This window comes from Steroidobacter cummioxidans, from assembly GCF_003104955.1.
In genome coordinates, this window is the sequence record NZ_LSRW01000096.1 from 59,404 (window position 1) to 82,303 (window position 22,900).

At 62.4% G+C, this 22,900-nt stretch carries 22 protein-coding genes; 10 read left to right on the forward strand and 12 right to left on the reverse strand.

Annotation, left to right across the window (positions count from 1 at the left end; genetic code table 11):
* Positions 1-4: 4 nt before the first annotated feature.
* The 7 genes from D0550_RS31605 to D0550_RS31635 all read right to left on the reverse strand — a co-directional run bounded on the left by D0550_RS31605 (position 5) and on the right by D0550_RS31635 (position 6,205).
* On the reverse strand, positions 5-1,372 hold the full coding sequence (locus tag D0550_RS31605; protein ID WP_116813174.1) for an ATP-binding protein: 1,368 nt from the start codon (positions 1,370-1,372) through the stop codon (positions 5-7).
* A gap of 21 nt (positions 1,373-1,393) precedes the next feature.
* Positions 1,394-2,083, reverse strand: coding sequence for a response regulator transcription factor (locus D0550_RS31610; protein ID WP_116813175.1), 690 nt, complete (start codon positions 2,081-2,083; stop codon positions 1,394-1,396).
* A gap of 3 nt (positions 2,084-2,086) precedes the next feature.
* Positions 2,087-2,380, reverse strand: coding sequence for a PepSY domain-containing protein (locus D0550_RS31615; protein WP_116813176.1), 294 nt, complete (start codon positions 2,378-2,380; stop codon positions 2,087-2,089).
* A 102-nt stretch (positions 2,381-2,482) separates the two neighbouring features.
* Positions 2,483-3,031 carry a glycine zipper 2TM domain-containing protein gene (locus tag D0550_RS31620; protein WP_116813177.1) on the reverse strand — a complete coding sequence of 183 codons (549 nt, stop codon included), beginning with the start codon at positions 3,029-3,031 and terminating at the stop codon, positions 2,483-2,485.
* Between the two features lie 294 nt (positions 3,032-3,325).
* Positions 3,326-4,159 (reverse strand): nucleoside triphosphate pyrophosphohydrolase, encoded by an 834-nt coding sequence (mazG, locus tag D0550_RS31625; RefSeq protein WP_116813178.1) that lies wholly within the window; start codon positions 4,157-4,159, stop codon positions 3,326-3,328.
* Between the two features lie 5 nt (positions 4,160-4,164).
* Complete coding sequence (locus D0550_RS31630; RefSeq protein ID WP_116813179.1) at positions 4,165-4,800, reverse strand: NUDIX hydrolase; 636 nt, start codon at positions 4,798-4,800, stop codon at positions 4,165-4,167.
* Between the two features lies 1 nt (position 4,801).
* Positions 4,802-6,205 carry a class II fumarate hydratase gene (locus D0550_RS31635; protein WP_116813180.1) on the reverse strand — a complete coding sequence of 468 codons (1,404 nt, stop codon included), beginning with the start codon at positions 6,203-6,205 and terminating at the stop codon, positions 4,802-4,804.
* 47 nt (positions 6,206-6,252) lie between these two features.
* Here D0550_RS31635 and purB point away from each other — a divergent pair, with 47 nt between their 5' ends.
* The 5 genes from purB to D0550_RS31660 all read left to right on the forward strand — a co-directional run bounded on the left by purB (position 6,253) and on the right by D0550_RS31660 (position 13,074).
* A complete protein-coding gene (gene purB, locus D0550_RS31640; protein WP_116813181.1) occupies positions 6,253-7,620 on the forward strand; it encodes an adenylosuccinate lyase in 1,368 nt (455 codons plus the stop codon).
* 106 nt (positions 7,621-7,726) lie between these two features.
* Positions 7,727-8,242 carry an NUDIX hydrolase gene (locus D0550_RS31645; RefSeq protein ID WP_116813182.1) on the forward strand — a complete coding sequence of 172 codons (516 nt, stop codon included), beginning with the start codon at positions 7,727-7,729 and terminating at the stop codon, positions 8,240-8,242.
* 46 nt (positions 8,243-8,288) lie between these two features.
* Complete coding sequence (mnmA, locus tag D0550_RS31650; RefSeq protein WP_174842526.1) at positions 8,289-9,350, forward strand: tRNA 2-thiouridine(34) synthase MnmA; 1,062 nt, start codon at positions 8,289-8,291, stop codon at positions 9,348-9,350.
* Between the two features lie 236 nt (positions 9,351-9,586).
* A complete protein-coding gene (gene acnA, locus D0550_RS31655; protein WP_116813184.1) occupies positions 9,587-12,280 on the forward strand; it encodes an aconitate hydratase AcnA in 2,694 nt (897 codons plus the stop codon).
* A gap of 17 nt (positions 12,281-12,297) precedes the next feature.
* Positions 12,298-13,074, forward strand: coding sequence for an enoyl-CoA hydratase-related protein (locus tag D0550_RS31660; RefSeq protein WP_116813185.1), 777 nt, complete (start codon positions 12,298-12,300; stop codon positions 13,072-13,074).
* A gap of 48 nt (positions 13,075-13,122) precedes the next feature.
* Here the strand turns inward: D0550_RS31660 and D0550_RS31665 are convergent, their stop codons facing one another.
* On the reverse strand, positions 13,123-13,443 hold the full coding sequence (locus tag D0550_RS31665; RefSeq protein WP_116813186.1) for a hypothetical protein: 321 nt from the start codon (positions 13,441-13,443) through the stop codon (positions 13,123-13,125).
* A gap of 173 nt (positions 13,444-13,616) precedes the next feature.
* Here D0550_RS31665 and D0550_RS35100 point away from each other — a divergent pair, with 173 nt between their 5' ends.
* On the forward strand, positions 13,617-14,489 hold the full coding sequence (locus tag D0550_RS35100) for a GFA family protein (protein WP_161966182.1): 873 nt from the start codon (positions 13,617-13,619) through the stop codon (positions 14,487-14,489).
* Here D0550_RS35100 and creD read toward each other — a convergent pair.
* Entirely contained in the window at positions 14,446-15,792 is a 1,347-nt protein-coding gene (creD, locus tag D0550_RS31675) for a cell envelope integrity protein CreD (protein ID WP_161966183.1), read from the reverse strand. The genes D0550_RS35100 and creD overlap by 44 nt on opposite strands.
* 279 nt (positions 15,793-16,071) lie before the next feature.
* On the opposite strand from creD, the gene msrP reads away from it, so the two are divergent.
* Positions 16,072-17,037 carry a protein-methionine-sulfoxide reductase catalytic subunit MsrP gene (gene msrP, locus D0550_RS31680; protein WP_116813188.1) on the forward strand — a complete coding sequence of 322 codons (966 nt, stop codon included), beginning with the start codon at positions 16,072-16,074 and terminating at the stop codon, positions 17,035-17,037.
* 14 nt (positions 17,038-17,051) lie between these two features.
* Positions 17,052-17,693, forward strand: coding sequence for a protein-methionine-sulfoxide reductase heme-binding subunit MsrQ (locus D0550_RS31685; RefSeq protein WP_116813189.1), 642 nt, complete (start codon positions 17,052-17,054; stop codon positions 17,691-17,693).
* Between the two features lie 399 nt (positions 17,694-18,092).
* Here D0550_RS31685 and kynA read toward each other — a convergent pair whose 3' ends face one another.
* The 3 genes from kynA to D0550_RS31700 form a co-directional block, all read right to left on the reverse strand.
* Complete coding sequence (gene kynA, locus D0550_RS31690) at positions 18,093-18,950, reverse strand: tryptophan 2,3-dioxygenase (RefSeq protein ID WP_116813190.1); 858 nt, start codon at positions 18,948-18,950, stop codon at positions 18,093-18,095.
* 88 nt (positions 18,951-19,038) lie between these two features.
* Positions 19,039-19,773, reverse strand: a complete 735-nt coding sequence (locus D0550_RS31695; RefSeq protein WP_116813191.1) for a M48 family metallopeptidase — start codon at positions 19,771-19,773, stop codon at positions 19,039-19,041.
* Positions 19,774-19,797: 24 nt separating this feature from the next.
* Entirely contained in the window at positions 19,798-20,586 is a 789-nt protein-coding gene (locus tag D0550_RS31700) for a tetratricopeptide repeat protein (RefSeq protein WP_153067442.1), read from the reverse strand.
* A 69-nt stretch (positions 20,587-20,655) separates the two neighbouring features.
* Here D0550_RS31700 and D0550_RS31705 point away from each other — a divergent pair, with 69 nt between their 5' ends.
* Together D0550_RS31705 and D0550_RS31710 are read left to right on the forward strand one after the other, a co-directional pair.
* Positions 20,656-21,453, forward strand: coding sequence for a TatD family hydrolase (locus D0550_RS31705; RefSeq protein WP_116813193.1), 798 nt, complete (start codon positions 20,656-20,658; stop codon positions 21,451-21,453).
* A gap of 23 nt (positions 21,454-21,476) precedes the next feature.
* Entirely contained in the window at positions 21,477-22,898 is a 1,422-nt protein-coding gene (locus tag D0550_RS31710; RefSeq protein WP_116813194.1) for a M20 family metallopeptidase, read from the forward strand.
* Positions 22,899-22,900: the final 2 nt, after the last annotated feature.

A 22,900-nucleotide genomic window follows, 5' to 3' on the forward strand; every position in this document is an offset into this window, starting at 1 on the left:
CAGCTCACACGGGCGCTATTTTTACCTCGATACGTGCGCCGCCGAGCGCCGAGACGTCGATATCGATGACGCCGCCGTTGAGCTCGACCAGCTCACGCACCACCGACAATCCAATGCCCTGCCCGGCTACGCGCTCATCCAGCCGCGCGCCCCGCTCCAGCACTCTGGCTCGCGAGTCCAGCGGAATGCCGGGACCGTCGTCCTCGATCACGATGCGCAAGCCATCGCGCCGGGCGGCGGGACTCACGACCCGATCGGCGGTGATACGCACGGTGGTCCGTGCCCACTTGAAGGCGTTATCGAGCAGATTGCCCGCGATCTCGGTGAGGTCTTCGCGGTCGCCGGTGAAGGTGCAGCCTTCGGCGACGGCCAGTTCGCAAGTGAGGCCACGATCCATGTAGACCTTCAACAACGCGCCACGCAACGCGACCAATGCATCGCGAACGTCGGTCGGCGCCGCGCCCAGGCCCGTGCCACCGGCCGCAGCGGCGCGACGCAGCTGATATTTGACGATGTCGTCCATGCGCCCGACCTGCTCATCGAGCTGACGAACGACCGTCATCTCACGACCGCCTTGAGTGCTGAGCAGATTGCGCATGACCGCGAGCGGTGTTTTGAAACTGTGCGCAAGGTTGCCGAGCGTGTTTCGATAGCGCGCAAGGCGCTCGCGCTCGCTGCGCAGGAGCGCATTCAAATTGGTCGTGATGCCGAGCAGCTCGCGTGGATAACCGCCGCCGAGCTCGGTGAGATGGCCCGCTTCGATCGCTTCGATTTCGCGCTCCACGCGTCGCAGTGGCGCAAGCAATCTTCGCAACAGAACCGCAAGCGCGCCGAGCAATATCACCACCAACGCGGCGAACCAGCCAAACATCCGGCCCCGCAGCTGGCTCAACTGCGCGTGATACGGTTCGAGACTTTCGGCGACACTGAAGACGAACGAGCGCGTGGACCGATTACGGAACTGCCACTCGATACCCATGCTGAGCGACAGCACTTGGGTGCCATCGGCTCGTCGCAGCTCGCCGAAGCGACGCTCGCCCACCTCGACGTGAGGAAATTCGATGCCGGTGCCGGTCAGCGATTTGGAGCGCCAACTGGGCTGGCCGTCACTGCGCACAATCTCGCCGTACAGTCCCGAGCCCGGGTTGTCGAACCGGGGCTCGGCGATCTGATCGGGACGCACGCCGCCGCTCGAGTCCTCTTCGGACGCCGACAGCAACAGCACTACCTGCACTTCCAGCCGATCCTGGATGGCGCGCCGGCTCAGGTCCTGAAATACCAGGTCCAGGGCCAGAATGGTGACGCCAAAGAACAGGATCAGCAGGATGCTGACCGAGACGAGCAGTCGTGTGCTGAGCGAACGCGGCTGCATCGTCCTCGCGATCAGTTCTCTTTAGGCGGCGGCAGTATCGCGCTGAAGGGCGAAACGGTAACCCCGGCCACGCAGCGTCTCGATCGGCTTGATGGTCTCGTCCGGATCGAGCTTGCGGCGCAGTCGACCGATGAACACCTCGATGGTGTTGCTGTCGCGGTCGAAGTCCTGGGCATACAGCCGCTCGGTCAGCTCGCTCTTGGAGATCACCTCGCCGGCCCGATGGATCAGGTGATCGAGGATGCGGTACTCGAAGCTGGTCAGATCGACCTTGCGGCCGTTGACCGTGACTTCCTGAGTCCGCGGATCCAGCGACACCGGACCACAACGCAGCACCGGTTGTGCCCAACCGCCCGAGCGACGCAGCAGCGCCTGCACGCGCGCCAGCAGTTCCTCGAAATGGAAGGGTTTGGCGACGTAGTCATCGGCGCCGGCCTGCAGCCCTTCCACCTTGTCCTGCCAGCGATCGCGCGCCGTCAGGATCAGGATGGGAAAGCTCTTGCCCTCGGCGCGGAGCGTCTTGATCAGCTCCAGCCCGGGCAACTTCGGCAGGCCCAGGTCGACTACGGCCAGGTCCAGGGCATATTCCCGCCCGCAGTAAAGTCCTTCCTCGCCATCTGCAGCAGCATCGACCGTGAAGCCGTGCTGTTGCAGCTGTTCGACGATGGATTCACGCAGGGTCTGTTCGTCTTCAACAATTAGGACGCGCATGGATCAGTTCATTGCTCCCGATTCTGCGTCCACACTCACGTTCCGGACCTTGCCGTCGGCGCTGAGCAGGCGGATACGATGTTCCACCTTGTCGCCATTGCGAACGGTCTCGGCTCTGACCGCCTTGGCTCGAAAACGCCGTTGCGCCATTTCCACCGCCTGATCGAGCGAGATGCCCGAAGGCTCGATGCGGTATTCACGACGCTGCCGGCGATCGATCAGCTCCTGGGCATTGGCGCTAGGTACCGCTGCCAGCAGCGATAGCAGAACCAACATCAAGTGCCAGAAAGTGCGCATGGGGGCTAAGTGTACGCACGGCGGGACGTTACTTCACGCCCCGCCGCACAACCTTTGAGAAAACTCCCGTTGAAGATGGAAAACGTTTGACCGGTCTCCACCTCATTCGGCCACGGCGACAGCCACCCTGACCCGAATGCGATTACCGGGGTCATACGGCATGCGGGTCGTGTATTCACGACCGTTGTACTCGTAAGTCACCCGGTACCCGTCAATACGCTCTTCGTACCGTTTCTCATATCGGACTTCGCAACGCTGAACTATTTCTTCCCGCACCGAAGCTGAACGGCGGGCGGCGGCGTCATAACCCACCGCGGCGCCGACCGTGGCACCGGCGACGGTGGCTGCATCCCGACCCCGGCCGCTGCCGAACTGGTGACCGATGACGCCGCCGATGATGCCACCCACCAGGGTGCGGACCCCTACGCTGGGATCGGAGATGTGGGGGCGGTCTTCGACGTAACGCACGTCGTCGTAGCACTCACGGTTGGGCGTCTCGACGCTGACCTGCCGGACGATGGGCTGGACGCGGGTGACCGGGGCGTAGTCGTATTCGCTCGAAGCACTGCGCTCGTAGCGAGGCGGTCCGGCCAGGGCCACGCCGGCCAGCAGGACACCCGTCACAGCCATCGAAACGCGAGCGGCACTCATCGTTAGATCTCTCCAGAAGCCCGGTATGCGCCGAGCGTGGGAGTCAAATTAGGGCTGAGGCCATGAATGAACCCTGAACCCCGTCAGGCGACTTGTTACCAACTGTATTACCGGCGCAACGGGTCATCTCAAGCAGCCGTCCATGGATCCTCGGCCAGCCGTTACGTCCGTGTACCGGCCTAAGCGCGGTTCGAGGCGACGTTACAAAACGGCAGGACAGCCGTTTTGCGCAGCCTTCAGGCTGCCCGAAGGGCGAGGTATAGGGATGTACCGAGTGCAACTCGCCTCGAAGAGTCATCCGCGCTTAGCCTCGTCCCAGAGCTGGTCCATCTCGGCCAGGCTCGCCTGCTGCGGGGTCTTGCCCTGCTTCGCCAGGCCGCTCTCGACGTAACGAAAGCGGCGCTCGAAGCTTGCGTTGGTGCGCTTGAGCGCCTGTTCCGGGTCGATCTTCAGATACCGGCACACGTTCACCACGCAAAAGAGCACATCGCCGATCTCGGCCGCCAGCCGTTCATGCTGGCGCTGGCCTTCCGTCGTGGTGGCCATCGTGTCGGCCTGCAGACAGACATGCGAGCGCACTTCGGCCTTGAATTCCGCGATCTCCTCATCGAGCTTTTCGATCGCGCCGTGCACATCGGACCATTCGAAGCCCACCTGGGCGGCACGCTTGCCGAGCTTGTTGGCGCGAGTCAGCGCCGGCAATGCGACGGGCACATCGTCGAGCACGCTCGCCTGCTCCTCTGGCCGCCGCTTCTGCGCGCGCTCGCGACGTTTCTGTTCTTCCCAAGCGACGGTCTGCGCTTCGGCATCGGCGATCGATGCACTGCCAAACACATGCGGATGCCGACGTTCCATCTTGTCGCAAATGGCATTGGCCACCGCGTCGAAATCGAAGGCGCCCTGTTCGCGCGCCATCTGGGAATGAAACACGACTTGAAACAGCAGATCGCCCAGCTCGTCACGCAGCGACGGCAGATCGTCACGCTCGATCGCATCGGCGACCTCGTACGCCTCTTCGACCGTGTACGGTGCGATGGTCTTGAAGTTTTGTTGCAGATCCCACGGGCAACCGCCTTGGGGATCGCGCAGGCGGGCCATGATGTCGAGCAGACGTTGAATGCCGGACATAGGAGTTACTCGGTTCGCAACAGCTTATATAGAGACGTCAACATCCCGGCCGTCGCGCCCCAGATGTTGTGATTCTCATAAGGAATGTCGTACACCTGCACGGTGACGGCGCCCAGCTCGCGGGTGCGCGAGCGATGATTGATCGGATCGAGGATGTGACGCAGCGGCACCTCGAACGCGGTTTCCACTTCATGATGATCCAGGCGCAGCTCGAAGCCGGGCTGCACGAACGCCACGACCGGCGTCACCCAATAGCCCGACAACACCAGCTGGGGCTCGAGATAACCGGCGAACGTGATGTACTCGCGGGTCACGCCGATTTCTTCCTCGGTCTCGCGCAACGCGGCTTCCAGCGGATTCAGATCGGTCGGCTCGATGCGACCGCCGGGAAAGCTGATCTGCCCGGCGTGATTCTTCAATGTCGAGGCGCGCTGGGTGAGCAGCACCGTGAGCCCGGTTTCATGATCGACGATGGGCACGAGCACTGCCGCTGCGATCGGCGCTGCGGGAAAGTACGCGCGAATCGATTCGATGTCTTTGGCGGAAAATCCCGCAGGCACGGCGGTCGAGGGATCCGATGCCGCACGGGAGTCCTTCAGCCGCTCCTCGATGAGCCGCCGCAGGGCAATTCGATCGTTCAAATTAGCCCCCGCCGCCTGCGACTTTGCCGCCGGCTTTGGTCAGCTCGCGCGGATCCAGATACTTCGACAGCTCTTCATCGGACAACTGCGTGTGTTCGGCCGCGACGTCCTTGATGGGCCGACCTGTGGCATACGCCTCTTTGGCGATCTTCGCGCCCGCCTCGTAACCGATGACGGGATTGAGCGCGGTCACGAGAATCGGATTGCGATTCAACGCTTCGCCGATGCGCTGCTCGTTGACCGTAAAACCCGCAAGCGCCGAGTCGGCGAGCGAGCGCGCGGCATTCGCCAGCAGATCGATGCTCTGTAGCAGGTTATAGGCGATCACCGGCAGCATCACGTTGAGCTGGAAATTGCCGGACTGCCCGGCGATGGCGATGGTCGCATCGTTGCCCATCACCTGGGCTGCGACCATGGTCACGGCTTCGGGGATCACGGGATTTACTTTGCCGGGCATGATGCTGCTGCCTGGCTGCAGCGCCGGCAATGCAATCTCGCCGAGCCCGGCGAGCGGCCCGCTGTTCATCCAGCGCAGGTCGTTGGCGATTTTCATCATCGATACCGCGAGCGTGCGCAGCTGCCCCGATAACTCCACGGCGGCATCCTGCGAGGACAGCGCCTCGAAGTAATTCGTGCTCGGCTTGAGCTCCAACCCGCTCTTGACCGACAGATACCGCGAGGCTCGTAGTGCGAAGCGTGGATGCGCATTGATACCCGTGCCGACCGCCGTGCCACCGAGTGCGATCATTTGCAGGCGCGCGCGCGACTCCATCACTCGCGCGCAGCCATGTTCGACCTGCGTGCGCCAGCCGCTCATCTCCTGGCCCAGCGTCACTGGCATCGCATCCATTAAATGCGTGCGCCCGGTCTTGACGATGTCACCGATCTGACCGATGCGTCGACTGATGACCGCGCTGAGATACGCAAGCGCCGGCAGCAGGTGCTGCTCGACCGCGAGCAATGCGCTCACGTGGATGGCGGTGGGAATCACATCGTTCGAGCTCTGGCTCATGTTGACGTGATCGTTCGGATGTATGGCGATGCCGGCGAACTGCGAGGCCAGATGCGCAATGACCTCGTTGGCATTCATGTTGCTGCTGGTGCCCGAGCCGGTCTGGAACACATCGACCGGGAACTGCCGGTCGTGCTTGCCTTCGATCACTTCCAGCGAGGCCTTCTGGATGGCCGCTGCATGCTTGGCGTCGATGCCACCCAACTCCAGGTTCGCGGTCGCCGCGGCCCACTTGATCAGGCCGAGCGCGCGAATGAAGTCACGTGGCATGCGCAGGCCACTGATCGGAAAGTTGTCTACCGCGCGTTGGGTCTGCGCGCCCCACAATGCATTGCTGGGGACTTTCAACTCGCCAAGGCTGTCCCGCTCGATGCGAAAGTCGTCGTTCGCCACACGTACCTCAAGGCGGGCTGGCCGCCGATCTGCGGTATGATTCTACGATGAACAACAGTCCCTTGAACGCGATTTCACCCATTGACGGCCGCTATGCTGACAAGGCCGCCGAGCTGCGCCCCCTGTTTAGCGAGCGCGGGCTGATCCGTCAGCGCGTCCGTGTCGAGGCGCTCTGGCTCAAAGCCCTGGCCGCCGAGCCGGGCATCGATGAGCTGCGAGGCCTGCCGACCGCGGCACTCACCGTGCTGGATGCGCTGGCTGCCGAGCTGACCGATGCCGAGGCATCGGAGGTCAAGAAGCTGGAGCGTGAAACCAACCATGACGTAAAGGCGGTCGAGTACTTCGTCAAGAGTCGGCTCGATGCCGTGCCGGCCTGGCGCACGCGTCGGGAGTTCGTGCACTTCGCCTGTACGTCCGAAGATATCAACAATCTCAGTTACGCCTTGATGCTCAGGGAAGCGCGCGAGCAGGTGCTGCTGCCGCGGCTCGATACGCTCATCACCCGGCTGCGCACCCTGGCGCATTTACATGCGGCGACCCCGATGATGTCGCGCACCCATGGCCAGCCTGCGACGCCGACCACGCTGGGCAAGGAAATCGCGAACTTCACTTACCGTCTGCGCGAACAGCGTACGCGTCTGGCCGCCGTCTCCATCAGCGGCAAGATCAACGGTGCGGTGGGCAATTTCAATGCGCACATCGTGGCGTATCCGAACGTCGACTGGCCGCGCCTGGGTCAGCGCTTTGTCGAGTCGTTGGGCCTGACGTGGAATCCGTACACCACACAAATCGAGCCGCACGATTGGATGGCGGAATATTTCGATGCCCTGGCGCGTCTGAACACCGTGCTCGTGGCGCTGTGCCGCGACATGTGGGGTTACATCTCCCTGGGCTATTTCCGTCAGCGCGTGGTGGCCGGCGAGACGGGCTCCTCGACCATGCCGCACAAGGTGAATCCCATCGACTTCGAGAACGGCGAAGGCAATCTGACGCTATCGATTTCGATGCTGCGTTATCTCTCGGACAAGCTGCCGGTGTCGCGTTGGCAGCGCGACCTCACCGATTCGACGGTGCTGCGAAATGTCGGCGTCGCGGTCAGCCATGCGTTGATTGCCTGGCGCTCCATCGAACGTGGCCTGGAGCGCGTCGATGTGGACGCGAACCGTCTGGCGGAAGACCTGGACTCGAACTGGGAGCTGCTGGCCGAGCCCATCCAGACCGTGATGCGCCGCTACGGTGTCGAGAATGCTTACGAACAGTTGAAGTCGCTGACGCGCGGCCAGCGGGTCGATGCCGCAGCGTTGCGACAGTTTGTGTCCGGTCTCGCGTTGCCCGAATCTGCCAAGCAGGCGCTGCTGGAACTCTCGCCGGCCCGTTACGTTGGCTATGCAGAGGAGCTTGCCAGGAAGGTGTAAACAGGCCCAGGGAACGCCAACCTGCTTAATCATGAATAATGATTAATTGTGCCAATACCTTGATTCGCTTCACAATTGATTCAGTTTGGCTGGCTATACTGGCATCATGACCCTGCGCCCCGACCTGACCGTAGCCGCCGTCGTCGAACGCGACGGCCAGTTCCTGCTCGTCGAGGAGCGGGTCGGCAATCGCATGGTGTTCAACCAGCCGGCAGGGCATGTGGAGCGCGGCGAGCAATTCATCGAAGCCGTGATCCGCGAGACGCTGGAGGAAACCGCCTGGACGTTCCGGCCGGAGGCGCTGATCGGCGTTTACCTGTGGGAACAGGTCGAGAAGCAAAAGAGCTTCCTGCGCGTGGTCTATTCCGGCGCGGTGACGCATCACCATTCGGACCGGCAGCTGGATCGCGGCATCGAGCGTGCGTTGTGGCTCGACCGCGATCAGATCATCGCCCGCTCCGCCCGCCTGCGCAGCCCACTGGTGCTGCGTTGTATCGATGACTACCTCGACGGCGCCCGGCATCCCCTTGATGTGGCGAAAAACGTCGTCAAAGATGGGGTGCTGTCCCCGGACGTGCGGGCGCGCACGCTGGAACATCCGGCCATCAATCGTTTGCTCTGAATTTCCGATCTGAACTGTCGTGACCGCTCCGCTCGTGATCGTCGGCATGTCCGGCGGCGTCGACTCGTCCGTCGCTGCGTGGCTGCTGCTGCAACAAGGCTACGAAGTCCAGGGCTTGTTCATGAGCAACTGGGACGAGGACGAAGACGGATACTGCACCGCTGCCGAGGACTATCAGGATGCGCGCCACGTCTGTGAGCAGCTGCAGATCCCGCTGCACAAGGTGAGCTTCGCCGGCGAGTATCGCGAGCGCGTCTTCAGTTATTTCCTCGACGAGTACCGCCACGGCCGCACGCCCAATCCCGACGTGCTGTGCAATCGTGAGATCAAGTTCGGCGTTTGTTATGACTACGCGCGCCGCCTCGGCGCCGAGTGGGTCGCGACGGGTCATTACGCGCGTGTCGAGCGCGATCCCTCGCGCTCACATGCCAAACTCCTGCGCGGGCTCGATCCAAACAAAGATCAAAGTTACTTTCTGCACGCGATGCCCGGCGATGCACTCGCGCACACGCTGTTTCCGATCGGCGATCTGCAAAAGAGCGAGGTGCGACGCCTGGCTCGCGAACAAACCCTGCCGGTGTTCGATAAGAAGGACAGCACAGGGATTTGTTTCATTGGTGAAAGGCCGTTCGCGCAATTTCTGGAAACCTACCTGCCCGCGCAACCCGGTCACATCGAAACACTCGAAGGTCGACGCGTCGGTCAGCATCGCGGACTCATGTACTACACGCTCGGTCAGCGCCAGGGGCTAGGCATCGGCGGGCGCAACGATGCCGGCGAAGCGCCCTGGTATGTGGCCGACAAGGACCTCGCTCGCAATGTGCTCATTGTCGTGCAAGGTCATGATCATCCAGCGATGCTCAGGGGCGAGGCCTGGGCTTCACAGCTTGCGTGGGTGGCCGGCGAGCCGCCTGCACGACGCTTCGATTGCACCGCCAAAGTGCGCTATCGCCAGCCCGACCAGGCTTGCAGCGTCGAGGTGCTCGCCGACGGCGGCGTTCACGTCCGATTCCACCAGCCGCAACGAGCGGTCACTCCAGGTCAGTACGTGGTGTTTTACGATGGCGACGTCTGCCTCGGCGGCGGCGTAGTCGACCGGACCGCGTAAAAGATTGCGTTGTCAGGCGGAACTCGCCTGGATTTTGTTCTGGGAATGCGCCCGATCGTCCCCATAGTTACGCGGCGACCGCTATAATCCCGCCGATTTGTCCCGGGGGTATGCAAGGGGAGACCATCTGCACGCCACGGGGCAATAAGCATATGGGACGCCTTGTCCGAGGTGGCGTCCCTGGCGCTGCCAGCGCTCGAGCCAGCCGCGCCACTCCCTATCCTCGCGGAGGACGCATGAAAGACTCGTTTAAGGCGCGCACTACGCTCGCTTGCGGCAATCAGAATTTTGAAGTTGCCAGCCTCGCAGCGCTGAAAGATCGCAACGTCGCTCGCCTGCCCTATTCCCTGAAAATCCTGTTGGAAAATTTGCTGCGCTTCGAAGACGGCGTCAACGTGACGCGCGATGACATCGAAGCCCTGCTGAAATGGGAGCCGAAAGCTGCCCCGTCCTACGAGATTTCTTTCACGCCCAGCCGCGTGATCATGCAGGACTTCACCGGCGTGCCCGCCATCGTCGACCTCGCCGCCATGCGCGAAGCGATGATCAAGCTCGGCGGCAACCCGGATGAAATCAATCCGCTGTCGCCCGCCGAACTGGTGATCGACCACTCGGTGCAAGTCGATGCCTACGGCTCGGCACAGGCCATGGCCGAGAACAATCGCATCGACTTCAGCCGCAACACCGAGCGCTATGCGTTCCTGCGCTGGGGCCAGACTGCGTTCCAGAATTTCAAAGTGGTGCCGCCGAACACCGGCATCGTGCACCAGGTGAACGTCGAGCATCTGGCTCGCGTCATCTTCGACACCGAGAAGGAAGGCGTGCGCTGGGCTTACCCGGACACGCTGGTGGGCACCGACTCGCACACCACCATGGTCAACGGCCTGGGCGTGCTGGGTTGGGGCGTCGGCGGCATCGAGGCCGAGGCGGCCATGCTCGGCCAGCCGGTCACCATGCTCATTCCGCACGTCATCGGCTTCAAGCTCACGGGCAACCTGCCGGCCGGCACCACTGCCACCGACCTCGTGCTCACCATCACCGAAATGCTGCGTAAGAAGGGCGTGGTCGATAAGTTCGTCGAGTTCTTCGGCGACGGTCTCGCCAACCTGCCGCTCGCCGATCGTTCCACGATCGCCAACATGGCGCCGGAATTCGGCAGCACCTGCGGCATCTTCCCGATCGACGAAGAAACATTGCGCTACCTGGAGCTCACCGGTCGTCCGGCCGAGCACATCGCGATGGTGAAGGCCTATGCCCAGCATCAGGGCATGTGGCGTAACAACGGCGATCCACAGGCCGACTACACCGACGTCCTCGAGCTGGATCTCGGCACGGTCGAGCCGTCGCTCGCCGGCCCGAAGCGTCCGCAGGATCGCGTGCCGCTGCGTACCGCCAAGCAGGTGTATCAGACGACTCACAAGAAGATGGCCGAAGAGCGCACGGCAAAGAACCCGAGCGCCAAGGGTGTCGCTGGCACGTCGATGGACGGCAAGTCGTTCGAAGTGGCCGATGGCGCGGTGTTGATCGCCGCGATCACGAGCTGCACGAACACGTCGAACCCGGCCGTGCTGATTGCCGCCGGCCTGCTCGCTCGCAATGCTCGCAAGCGTGGCCTGACTTCGAAGCCTTGGGTGAAGACGTCGCTGGCTCCCGGCTCGCGCGTCGTGACCGACTATCTGAACAAGGCTGGCCTGAGCGACGATCTGGATGCGCTGGGCTTCTACACCGTCGGCTACGGCTGCACGACCTGTATCGGCAACTCCGGTCCGCTGCGCCAGGAAATCAGCGATGCGGTCAAGGCGGGCGACGTGATCGCCGCGTCGGTGCTGTCGGGCAATCGTAACTTCGAAGGCCGCGTGCATCCGGAAGTGAAGATGAACTTCCTCGCCTCCCCGCCGCTGGTGGTTGCGTACGCCCTCGCCGGCTCCATGACCATCGACCTCACCACCGAGGCACTCGGCACGGGCAGCGATGGCAAGCCGGTCTACCTGAAGGACATCTGGCCGACGCCGGCCGAGATCCAGGAGTTCATCGGCAAGTCGGTGGACGCGGCGATGTTCAAGAAGGGCTACGCGAGCGTGTTCGCGGGCGACGAGAACTGGAACGCGATCAGTCTGCCGAGCGGCAAGATCTATGCGTGGGACGAGAAGTCGACCTACGTGAAGAATCCGCCGTACTTCGTCGGCATGACGATGAAGCCGGGCGCGGTTGCAGATGTTCGTGGCGCGCGCGCGCTTGCGATCCTCGGCGACTCCGTGACGACCGACCACATCTCGCCTGCGGGTGACATTTCCAAGACCAGCCCGGCGGCGAAGTACCTCGTGGCGCAGGGCGTGCAGCCGAAGGACTTCAACTCCTACGGCGCGCGTCGTGGCAACCATGAAGTGATGATGCGCGGCACGTTTGCAAACATTCGTCTGCGCAACCTGCTGGCGCCGGGCACCGAAGGCGGCGTGACCGTGCACGTGCCGAGCGGCGAGCAGATGAGCATTTACGACGCCGCCATGCGCTACAAGCAGGAAGGCACACCGCTGGTCATTCTGGCGGGCAAGGAATACGGCACCGGTTCCTCGCGTGACTGGGCGGCCAAGGGCACGATGCTCCTGGGCGTGAAGGCCGTCATCTCCGAGAGCTTCGAGCGTATTCACCGCTCCAACCTGATCGGCATGGGCGTGCTGCCGCTGATGTTCAAGGACGGTCAGAACGCAGCGTCGCTCGGCCTCACCGGCAAGGAGAGCTTCGAGATCATCGGCCTGAACGGCGGTGCTGCGAAGATGGTGACCGTGGTCGCCACGCCGGCTTCCGGCGCGCCGATCAAGTTCGAAGTGCGTGTGCGTATCGACACGCCGAAGGAGCGCGAGTACTTCCAGCACGGCGGCATCCTGCACTACGTGCTGCGTCAGCTGGCGGCTTCGAGCAAGGCTGCTTAAACGATCGAGGAACGATCATGACCGAGCACGTGCACATCGTTGTCGCCGATGGGGTTCTGAGAATCACGCTCGCAAGAGCGGATAAGAAGAACGCGCTGACGCAGGCGATGTACACGGCGCTCGCTGAGGCACTGACCCGAGCCGAGACCGATGCATCGGTTCGGGTCGTGCTGCTCGAAGCGCAAGGCGATGCTTTCAGCGCAGGCAACGACCTCGGCGATTTCGCCGCGGTCGCGGCCGGCAAGCTGGATCGCACTGCCATGACGACGCAAACGTTTCTGAATGCGCTTGCGCATGCACGCAAGCCGATCGTCGCGGCGGTGAATGGCCTGGCGGTGGGAATCGGTGTCACGATGCTGCTGCATTGTGATCTGGTGTTCGTCGCCGACGATGCAAAGCTGTCGACGCCCTTCGTCAATCTCGCGCTCGTGCCGGAAGCCGCCTCGAGTGTGTTGTTACAAGCGCGTATCGGTTACGCGCGTGCCTACGCGATGTTTGCTTTGGGCGAGCCGATCGATGGCCGCACGGCGGCTGCTATTGGCTTGGCGAACGCGGCCTTGCCCGCAAGTGAAGTACGAGGCGCGGCATTGGCGGCTGCCAAAAAGTTGGCATCGAAGCCCATCGGCGCCCTGCTCGCAACCAAACAGTTGATGCGCGATGGCGCGGCGCTCGCGGCTGTCATTGCCAAGGAAAGTGAGATTTTCGGTGCGCGCCTGCAGTCGCCGGAAACGGCCGAGGCTTTGCGCGCGTTTGCTGAACGGCGTCCGCCGGATTTCAGCAAGTTTTCGGGTTGATCCCCACCCCCGACTTCACATGCTCCGAAGGGAGCATGAAATCGATATTCAGTAGCTGGGCTTCGGCTTTTTCTTGAACGGCTTGCGCGGCGTCGGGTGACGCTGCAAACGAATCGGCAGCTGCGGCTCGTCCGGCTCGTCCTCCACCGACCATTTCTCCTTGAACATCTGCATCGCCTCACTCTGTACCGACGCGTGACGGTTCGAGAGCATCAGCGACGACGGCGAGCAGACGCGCGCCCGGATCAATCCCAAATCGGCCGCTGCATCGAACAGACTCGGGTACCAGCTGCGCCACGTGGGCAACAGGTCCTCCACCTGCTCACGCAGGCTGCGTCGGTCTGAGGTTGCAGTTACGATGTCGGTCACAACGGCCCTTTTACCACAAAGGTTTTTGCAAATACGACGGCGAATCTCAATTGGCACTCAGCTGCCGCCGACTGGCGCAGAAGCGATGGAGCAAGTCATGGACGATTTGCTATCGTGGCTGACCCCATATAAAGATCAGTAACGATCCACGCATGTCCCAGGGAGCATCGAGCATGTCACCGAGTCCATCCGCACCTCAGCTGCATGGAAGTTGTCTATGCGGGGCGGTCACTTACCAGATCAGCGGCCCGTTCAACATGATGGTGCATTGTCATTGCTCCATGTGCCGCAAGCACCACGGCGCGGCCTTCGCCACCTTTGTCGGGGCGCCGCTGATGGGCTTCAAGTGGTTGAGCGGCGAGGACCAGATCGTCAGTTATGCGTCCTCGGAAAAAGGCCGACGCGATTCGTGCAGGCAGTGCGGCTCGGTCACGCCGACTTTGATCCAGGAGATGGATCTGGCGCTGGTGCCGGCCGGCAACCTGGAGGGCGATCCGGGCATCAGGCCGCAAGCTCACGTGTTCGTCGGCTCCAAAGCGCCGTGGTACACGATCACGGATGATTTGCCTCAGCATGAGGAGTTCCCGCCGGAGTTCGGTGTGGGCGGCATCACCCGGCCGGTGGTCGAGGCTCGTGAAGGTGTCGTGCTGGGCAGCTGTCTGTGCAACAGCATCACCTATGAAATCACCGGCAAGCCATTGCGCAGCGCGAACTGTCACTGTTCTCGTTGCCGTCGTGGACGAAGCGCCGCGCATGCCTCGAATCTGTTCTACAAGCTCGACAACTTCCGCTTCACTCGTCAGGACGCGCCGATCGGCGATTATCGCGTGCCCGAGGCGAAGTACTTCGGCGTGTCCTGGTGCACGAAGTGCGGAGGCGCCGTGCCCCGTGTTTCCAAGGAGCGCGGCGCCGTGGTCGTGCCGGCGGGTCCGCTGGATACCGATCCAGGCGTCCAGCCGGCGATGCACATCTACGTGGGTGACAAAGCTTGCTGGTTCGAGATCACCGATACGACTCCTCAGTTCGAGACGGCTCCTCCGGTCTGAGGCGATACCAGTCGACGCGGCGCGTGGCCAGCATCACTGCGGCCAGCGCCGCGAACAGAATGATCGAGCCGAGCAAGAGGCTGTAATCCTCCGATAGCACGAGCATATACAGCAGTCCGTACACCAGGCTCATCACGCCGCCTGCAATCACGCCCCGCCAGGCGCTGCGTAGTGCGCCGGCCAGATACAGACCGATCAGTAGCACGAGCGCGGCGGCCGCAGTGACATAGGCGATCGTAAAGGCAATGTGCTCGGACAACGCGATCAGCAGCAGATAGAACATGCTGAGGGCGAGACCCACGAGCAGATATTGCAATGGATGCAGTCGATTGCGGGTCACTTGCTCCCACGCGAAGAACGTCAGAAACGTCAGCGCGATGAACAGCACCGCGTACTTCACCGCCCGCTCGCCGCGTTGGTAGATATCCACCGGTTGAAACAAGCTGACCCCGAATGCCGACTGCCGGAGCGCATCGTCACTCACCTCGCCTTCCTGCCAGATCTGACCGAAGGCGCGATTCAGTTCCAGCACTTGCCAGCGAGCCTGGAACCCTTGATCGTCGATGGTCCGCTCCGACGGCAGGAATGCGCCCTGAAACGAGGGATGCGGCCAATCGGAGCTCATGCTCACGGTCGTGGCGCTGCCCAGTGGCAACACGGAGACCGCCCGACTGCCCGCGACGACGGTGCCAAAGTCGAATGCGGCAGAGGCGGATGCATGGAGCTGCGTCAGGTCGACTCGCGCCTCGATACCAGGATAGGCCCCTGGCGCTGCCGGGCCCAACTTCACTTGCTGACCGGCGAAATTTGCATGCTTGATCTCGCGCAGACTGCGCACGCTGGAAATGGGCAGGCGCAGCCGAGCCTGGGACCATAGGAATCTGACGCCCGGTTCCTCGACGTGCATCCGCAGCGCCGTGAAGTCGAACTCGCCTTTCAAGCGCAGGGTCGACAGGTATACGGGCACTGCGTATATCCCGACATAGCGTGGCTGTGTCTCCAGTTTCACCTGCGCATCCGCATCGAGTTTCGCGGGCAGCAGGTAGATCTGGCTGTCTACGAGGCGCTCTTTGTTATCGACTATCACCGTGCGTTCGGTGGGCACCACGAGCATCGGTCCGCCCACGGTCAGCGCCCCACCCCAGCCTTCCGCCACGCGCTGATACGCCTGCTCACGCAGCCCCGCCCGCTCGGACACGACGCTTTTCAACATCGCCAGCGGGATCAGCAATAACAACACGATCACGCCGATCAACGCCGCCTTGAACGTGACCGACCCCGATTCCACGATTCTCATCGTCATGCTCTCCCATGTGGTTGCTTCAGTGCTTACACTGGCGGGCAGCATGGGCAGGCAGGCGGGCAAATCGCCGACGCAAATCGGGCGAATTGTGGAAGGATTCACCGCGGTTCCCACCGCGCAGCTCCTGCACTTCCATGTGCCCGCTGCATTCGGGCGTCCTGCCCCAGCATAATCCAATGTAATGGCCGGCACGAAACTCCGGTCTGGTATCGCGAGTCTTACGATTTTGACAAGTTCACGGCTCAAGGCCCCCGGCCTGCGCCGGCCACGAGGAAGCTCATGCTGATCCGACGCCCCCGTCCCGGCGACAGCGCCGCCATCCGTCCCTCCGAGATCACCTCGGAATCGGTGTATTTGAATCGTCGTACGCTGCTGCAGGCGGCCTTGGCTGCGGGTGTGGCCGGCATCGGCGCCGGCTGGAGCCGTGAGGCCGGCGCGGTCTCGGATCTCAAGGTCCAGCGCAACGCCAAGTACAGCCTGAGTGATGCTCCGAACAGCTACGAGGACATCACGACCTACAACAACTTCTACGAGTTCGGCCTCGACAAGGGCGCGCCCGCCGCCAACTCCTCCCGCTTCAAACCCACTCCGTGGACCGTCGCTGTCAAAGGCGAAGCGGAGAACACGGGCACCTTCGCGCTCGAGGACATCCTCAAAGGGCATGCGATCGAGGAGCGCGTGTATCGCCTGCGCTGTGTGGAAGCCTGGTCGATGGTGATTCCGTGGGCGGGCATCCCGCTCGCCGACGTGCTGAAGCAATTCAAGCCGACGTCAAAGGCAAAGTACGTCGCGTTCAAGACCGTACTGCGCCCCGAAGAAATGCCGGGCCAACGTAGCCGCTCCCTCGACTGGCCGTATGTCGAAGGCCTGCGCATCGACGAAGCGATGCATCCGTTGGCATTGCTCGCCGTCGGCCTGTACGGCAAGACCCTGCCGAATCAGAACGGCGCACCACTGCGACTGATCACGCCGTGGAAGTATGGCTTCAAGGGCATCAAGTCGATCGTTGAAATCCGCTTCACCGAGAAAGAACCGCCGACCACGTGGAATATCTCGGCGCCGCACGAGTACGGCTTCTACGCCAACGTCAATCCCAACGTGGATCATCCGCGCTGGAGCCAGGCACGCGAACGCAAGATCGGCGCCGGCATGTTTGGCTCGCGCGTGCCGACCTTGATGTTCAATGGCTACGAGAAGGAAGTGGCGTCGCTGTACCAAGGCATGGATTTGAAGAAGTACTACTAAGCGCGCTTCGTTTAATGCCCTCCACCGTCGTCATCCGCCGCGTCATCAAGCCTGCCCTCTTCCTGCTGTGCGCGCTGCCACTGCTCTCACTCGTGGTAGCTGCGTTCGGTATTGGTGGCGCGTCGTTGGGCGCGAATCCGGTGGAGAAGATTCAGGATACGTTTGGTCAGTGGGGCCTGCGATTCCTGGTCATCACGCTGGCGGTCACGCCGCTGAGAGATTGGTTCAACCTGCCGTGGCTCGTGCAGTTGCGCCGCATGCTCGGACTGTATGCGTTCTTCTACGTGCTCATGCACTTCCTCACCTGGTTGATTCTCGATCAGGGGCTGTATTGGTCGGGGATCCTGCAGGACATCGGTAAGCGCCCCTTCATCACGATCGGCTTTGCGGCGTTGTTGTGTTTGGTGCCGCTTGCGGTGACGTCGACGAACAAAATGATGCGTCGGTTGGGAAAGCGGTGGAAATCGCTGCACCGGCTGATCTATGTGATTTGCTTGCTCGCCGTGTGGCACTACTACTGGCAGGTCAAAGCAGACGTCCGTGAGCCACTGATCTATCTCACGATCGTGCTCGTGCTACTGGCGTGGCGGGTTCGCAAGGCTTGGCCTCGGCGGGCAGCTCGCGCTTCGCCTGGGGCTGTGGCTGGCGAGGGTTAAGGGTTTCGGCTGCCGAAGCTCGGAGGCCTCGGTGGTTCGGCGGTGGCTGTCGGGGGTCTCGGGAAACTCGCGAGCGGCCGCGCTAAAGCGCGGCCGCAACTGCCGTTGCGACAACGATCAGCCTCAAACTCACATTCGACGGTTGGGGGTTGGAGAACAGTCACGCGCAATGCCGCTGTGACGTTTCGGCGGCGACGGGAGCGACCTACCTCCGCCCGGCAGCTTTGCGGCACATGGACGGGGCCGCAACAGCAGGGCTCATCATGGACGTGCGGTGTAGCGCCGCAATGCGGTGCGGCCGTGCCCGGTGCCGGGCGGAGGTAGGTCGCTCCCGTCGCCGCAGACCACCGAGGCCCTCTTACAGCAACGCCGCCGCAGACCACCGAAGCCTCCGTCCTCTCACATCGACGTCCGAATCATCCACAACTCAGGAAAGAACCGCAGCTCCAACGCCTTGTTCAAATACGACACGCCACCGGTCCCGCCTGTGCCGCGCTTGTACCCGATGATCCGCTCAACGGTTTTCATGTGGCTAAACCGCCAGAGCTGAAACTTGTGATCCAAATCCACCAGCCTCTCTGCGAGGTCATACAGATCCCAGTTGTCATCGACGCTGTGATAAACCGCCAGCCACGCCGCCGCCACTTGCTTGCTCGGCTGATAAGGCTGCGACCAATCGCGATCCAGGTATTCCTGCGGAATCTCAAACCCGCGGCGGCTCAATAACCGCAACGTTTCATCGTAGATGCTCGGGCTGTGCAGTGCCCCCTGCAATTCCTCGTACGCCTGTGGGTCGCGACGATGCACTTCGATGGTGTCTGCGTTCTTGTTGCCGATGATGAACTCCAGCATTCGGTACTGCACCGACTGGAAACCCGAGGCTCGGCCGAGGTGATTGCGGAACAGGGAATATTCCGCCGGTGTCATGGTCGCGAGCACGTCCCATGACTGCACCAGTTGCTGCTGGATCCTCGACACGCGCGTCAGCATCTTGAACGATGGCCCCAGGTCGTCGCGACGGACGTGCTCGCGGGCCGCCGTGAGCTCGTGCAGGCACAGTTTCATCCACAGCTCCGAGGCCTGGTGGATGATGATGAACAGCATCTCATCGTGCTCGAACGAGACCGGACGCTGCGCCGTGAGGATCTGGTTCAGGCCGAGGTATTCGCCGTAACTCTGGGATTCGCCGAGGTCCCAGTGGACCTGCTCATCGGAGAAGTCGACCGGGGGGCGCGTGGGCGTGTCGGAGCTGGACATGATGCGAATCGGCAGTGGTAGATGAGCACCAGGGTCCGCGCCGTGCGAGGTGCTGTCAACCCTGGCGAGTCTGTGAATACCTACAAAGCTATTCGAACATCCAGCCCGGCACCGACTGCCAGCCCTTGAGCAGCTCACGATCCAGGCGGCGGTAATCCGGCTCGTAGTGCTCCACCAGAGCCCAGAATCGAGGCGAATGATTCATGTGGCGGGTGTGACAAAGCTCGTGCACGAACAGGTAATGCACCACCGCAGGGTCGAGAAACATCAGGCAGACGTTGAGGCTGATCGTCCCGGTGGCCGAGCAGCTGCCCCAGCGCGTGCGCTGCCGGCGAACCTGGATGCGACTGAAATTCAAGCCCAGCTCGCGTGCCACGGTTTTGAGCTGCGCGCCGAGCTCATCGTAGGCCAAGTCGGACAGCCACTCGCGCAAGGCCGTGCCGATCGCCGCCTCGTCGTGGATCGGCCCGAAAATCTTCAGCACGCCATCGTCGAACAATTGCGGCCGGATGGAGGTCGAGCGCGTGTGTTCGTACTGGACTTTGAATGTGCGGCCGATCGCCGGCACCTGAATCTCCGTCGGCGGCCCGGGGCTCACCGGCGCGCCGACAGCGCTGAGATCTTCGACCCGTCGGGCGATCCATTGACTGTGAGTGCCGACGAAACGTTGCACTGTCGTGGATGGCACGCCCGGCGGCACGACGACTTCGACTCGACCGCCGGGATACACACGCACCGACATGCGGCGCGCACGACGACTGATGCGCACCGTCCAGCGCTCGGAGGAGTCCCGTGACTCGAACAGCTGCAGTTGAGCGGACATGAATCGAGGCGACAGTAAACGAGCTCAGCGAGGGCGATTGGCTGCGGTCTGCAGCAGCTTTTGCGCCTGTCGGTAGTCTGGCGCAAGCACCAGTGCTCTTTCCAGCACATCGCGCGCTGCGACCATTTCGCCGCGCTTCAAGTAACTTTCACCCAGCAAGGTCAGCGCCTCGGCGTGGCCCCAATCGGGCTTGCCGGGCCGTGAGGGTGGCGCGGCTTCGAACTTGGCGACCACGGTGCGCCAGCGCTCGATCGCAGCTGGATCGCCGTCAGCACCCGGCGAGCACAAGGCATTGATGAACAGGACGCGGGGATTGTCGGCGCCGAGGGTCAATGCAGTGCGCATGGATTTACTACGTACGCAGCTCGTCGAGCCACGCTGCAACGAGCCGGGCTGATACGTGTCACACGCAGCCTCGATGGCGTAGATCTCGGCCATGCGCGGTTCCTTCGTGATGGCATCGCGTGCAAACTGAACGCAGCTCTTGGCCGCTTTGCTGGCACTCGATTTGGTCATCGCGCGGGCACGCTCGTCTTGCGGGTCGCCGAGCAGTTGCGCGAGTTTCCACTGACCATAAGCAAGCTGATATGACTTGGCGGAGGCGAGCCCTGCATCGACTTCGAAGCGGTCGAGCTCAGTGAGCATTTGCTCGAGCGCGCGGCTGTCGCCGGTGTAGAAGGAGAACTGCAGGCGGGCGACCAGATCGTCGAATTCCGCGGTCGAGCCGGCGGTCGCGGACGAGGAGACCGCCAATAGCAATGGCAGCAGCCACCGGCGCAGTCCTGTCCGACGTGCCCATGCACTACAATTCATGGCTGGAAGATAGCACAGACGTTGCAAATGACGGTTGATCCGACTCGCTTTTCCGCCACTTCAGGGCCAATGCCAGCACTGCTGGACATCGGCATCAATCTGGCTCACGACAGCTTCGATCAGGATCGCGACGCGGTCATCCAGCGCGCAGCTGACGTGGGCGTAACTCGCATGGTGATTACGGGCAGCTCGCTTGCGAGCACGCACACCGCCATCGCTCTGGTGCAACAGCATCCGGAACAGATGCGGTGTACCGCCGGCGTTCATCCACATCACGCCGTCGATCTCGATTCAGCACAATTGCAGGCGTTCCGTGAGCTCGTTCGACGGCCCGAGGTGGTGGCGGTCGGCGAATGCGGGTTGGACTATTTCCGCAATTTTTCACCGCACGAAGCGCAACTGAAGGCGTTCGAGGATCAGCTCGAGCTGGCCGCTCAGGTGCGCAAGCCGGTCTTCCTGCATCAGCGCGACGCTCATGAAGATTTCATGAGGGTCATGGGCAAGCATCGCGCGCAACTGACGGGTGGCGTCGCGCATTGCTTCACGGCGGGCCTGGATGAGGCCCGCGCCTACCTCGACCTCGATCTGTATATCGGCATCACGGGCTGGATCTGCGATGAGCGGCGGGGACATCACCTGCGCGAGGTGGTCCGGCACATCCCGGCCGATCGCCTGCTCATCGAGACCGACGCGCCGTATCTGTTGCCGCGTGATTTGCAGCCCAAACCGCAAAGCCGCCGCAACGAGCCCATGTATCTTCCGCACGTGCTTGCGGCCATTGCCGAAGCGCGCGGCGAGCGAATCGAGACCTTGGCTGAGGTGACTACCAGCAATGCGTTACGCTTGTTCGAGTGGCACGCGGCCTGAATGACATCGGAAGGGAGAGCTGAATGAATACTGAGCAACTGATGCGTTTCGTCGGTGGGGTCTGGGATAAATCCATCGTGCCGGCGTTGTGCGAGTACATTCGCATTCCGAACAAGTCGCCGCATTTCGACCAGGAGTGGGAGAAACACGGTCACATGGATGCGGCCGCAGAGCTGATGCGCCAGTGGTGCGAGGCCAACGCCCTGCCCGGCATGAAAACCGAGATCGTGCGCTTGCCGGGCCGCACGCCGCTGCTGTTCATCGATGTCCCGGCGACCGGCGACAAGAACACCAACGATTGCGTGCTCATGTATGGCCACATGGACAAGCAACCTGAGTTCACTGGCTGGGCCGAAGGGCTGTCGCCGTGGACCCCGGTGATTCGCAATGGTCGTTTGTATGGTCGCGGTGGCGCCGATGACGGGTACGCCGTGTTCGGCTCGCTGCTCGCGTTGAAAGCGCTCGCCGAACAGAAGATTCCACACGCACGCTGCGTAATTCTCATCGAAGGCAGCGAGGAAAGCGGCAGTCCCGATCTGCCTGCCTATATCGATGCCCTCGCGGATCGCATCGGCGAGCCGTCGCTCGTCGTGTGCCTGGATGCCGAGTGCGGCAACTACGATCAGTTCTGGTGTACCACGTCCCTGCGCGGCAATCTCACCGGTACATTGCGTGTCGATGTGCTTCACGAAGGCGTGCATTCGGGCATGGCAAGCGGTATCGCGGCATCGAGCATGCGTATCGCGCGTCAGGTCATCGAACGGGTCGAGGACTCAGCGACGGGTCGCATCAAGCTCGACGCGTTGCATGCGAAGATTCCCGAGGATCGCGTGCAACAGGCACGGGCGGCGGCGCAAGCCTTGGGGATTGAGGTGTATCGCAAGCTGCCGATGGTCGAAGGCATGCAGCCCATGGACCAAGATCCCGCCGAGCTGTTGTTGAACAGCACGTGGCGGCCGACCTTGTCGACGACGGGCGTCGATGGCATTCCGAGCCTGCCGAATGCGGGCAACGTGCTGCGGCCGTATACGGCGTTCAAACTCTCGTTCCGCATTCCGCCGGGCGTCGACCCGCAGCGCGCCGGCAGCGCGATCAAAGAAACATTGGAGAAGGATCCACCGTACGGCGCGAAAGTTCGTTATGAAGCGGACCCCGGCGCCGAAGGCTGGAATGCGCCCTCCACCGCTCCGTGGCTGGCAGCCGCGATGTCGTCCGCATCGAAAAATTTCTTCGGCAAGGATGCGATGTACATGGGCGTCGGCGGCACGATTCCGTTCATGGGCATGCTGAACGTGAAGTTTCCGAAGACTCAGTTCCTGGTCACAGGCGTGCTCGGCCCGCACTCGAATGCGCACGGACCGAATGAGTTTCTGGAGATCGAGACCGGCAAGAAAGTCACCGCCTGCGTGGCGCAGGTGGTCGCGGAACATTATCGAAGGGCGTAACG

Excerpts from the sequence above, each read along its gene's own strand:
- D0550_RS31615 (WP_116813176.1), bottom strand. The coding sequence starts at position 2,380 with ATGCGCACTTTCTGGCACTTGATGTTGGTTCTGCTATCGCTGCTGGCA.
- D0550_RS31660 (WP_116813185.1), top strand. The coding sequence starts at position 12,298 with ATGACCGAGCACGTGCACATCGTTGTCGCCGATGGGGTTCTGAGAATC.
- mnmA (WP_174842526.1), top strand. The coding sequence starts at position 8,289 with ATGTCCGGCGGCGTCGACTCGTCCGTCGCTGCGTGGCTGCTGCTGCAA.
- D0550_RS31605 (WP_116813174.1), bottom strand. The coding sequence starts at position 1,372 with ATGCAGCCGCGTTCGCTCAGCACACGACTGCTCGTCTCGGTCAGCATC.
- D0550_RS31620 (WP_116813177.1), bottom strand. The coding sequence starts at position 3,031 with ATGAGTGCCGCTCGCGTTTCGATGGCTGTGACGGGTGTCCTGCTGGCC.
- creD (WP_161966183.1), bottom strand. The coding sequence starts at position 15,792 with ATGACGATGAGAATCGTGGAATCGGGGTCGGTCACGTTCAAGGCGGCG.
- mazG (WP_116813178.1), bottom strand. The coding sequence starts at position 4,159 with ATGTCCGGCATTCAACGTCTGCTCGACATCATGGCCCGCCTGCGCGAT.
- D0550_RS31685 (WP_116813189.1), top strand. The coding sequence starts at position 17,052 with ATGCCCTCCACCGTCGTCATCCGCCGCGTCATCAAGCCTGCCCTCTTC.
- acnA (WP_116813184.1), top strand. The coding sequence starts at position 9,587 with ATGAAAGACTCGTTTAAGGCGCGCACTACGCTCGCTTGCGGCAATCAG.
- D0550_RS31700 (WP_153067442.1), bottom strand. The coding sequence starts at position 20,586 with ATGAATTGTAGTGCATGGGCACGTCGGACAGGACTGCGCCGGTGGCTG.
- D0550_RS35100 (WP_161966182.1), top strand. The coding sequence starts at position 13,617 with ATGTCACCGAGTCCATCCGCACCTCAGCTGCATGGAAGTTGTCTATGC.
- D0550_RS31645 (WP_116813182.1), top strand. The coding sequence starts at position 7,727 with ATGACCCTGCGCCCCGACCTGACCGTAGCCGCCGTCGTCGAACGCGAC.
- kynA (WP_116813190.1), bottom strand. The coding sequence starts at position 18,950 with ATGTCCAGCTCCGACACGCCCACGCGCCCCCCGGTCGACTTCTCCGAT.
- D0550_RS31695 (WP_116813191.1), bottom strand. The coding sequence starts at position 19,773 with ATGTCCGCTCAACTGCAGCTGTTCGAGTCACGGGACTCCTCCGAGCGC.
- D0550_RS31705 (WP_116813193.1), top strand. The coding sequence starts at position 20,656 with ATGCCAGCACTGCTGGACATCGGCATCAATCTGGCTCACGACAGCTTC.
- D0550_RS31710 (WP_116813194.1), top strand. The coding sequence starts at position 21,477 with ATGAATACTGAGCAACTGATGCGTTTCGTCGGTGGGGTCTGGGATAAA.
- msrP (WP_116813188.1), top strand. The coding sequence starts at position 16,072 with ATGCTGATCCGACGCCCCCGTCCCGGCGACAGCGCCGCCATCCGTCCC.
- D0550_RS31610 (WP_116813175.1), bottom strand. The coding sequence starts at position 2,083 with ATGCGCGTCCTAATTGTTGAAGACGAACAGACCCTGCGTGAATCCATC.
- purB (WP_116813181.1), top strand. The coding sequence starts at position 6,253 with ATGAACAACAGTCCCTTGAACGCGATTTCACCCATTGACGGCCGCTAT.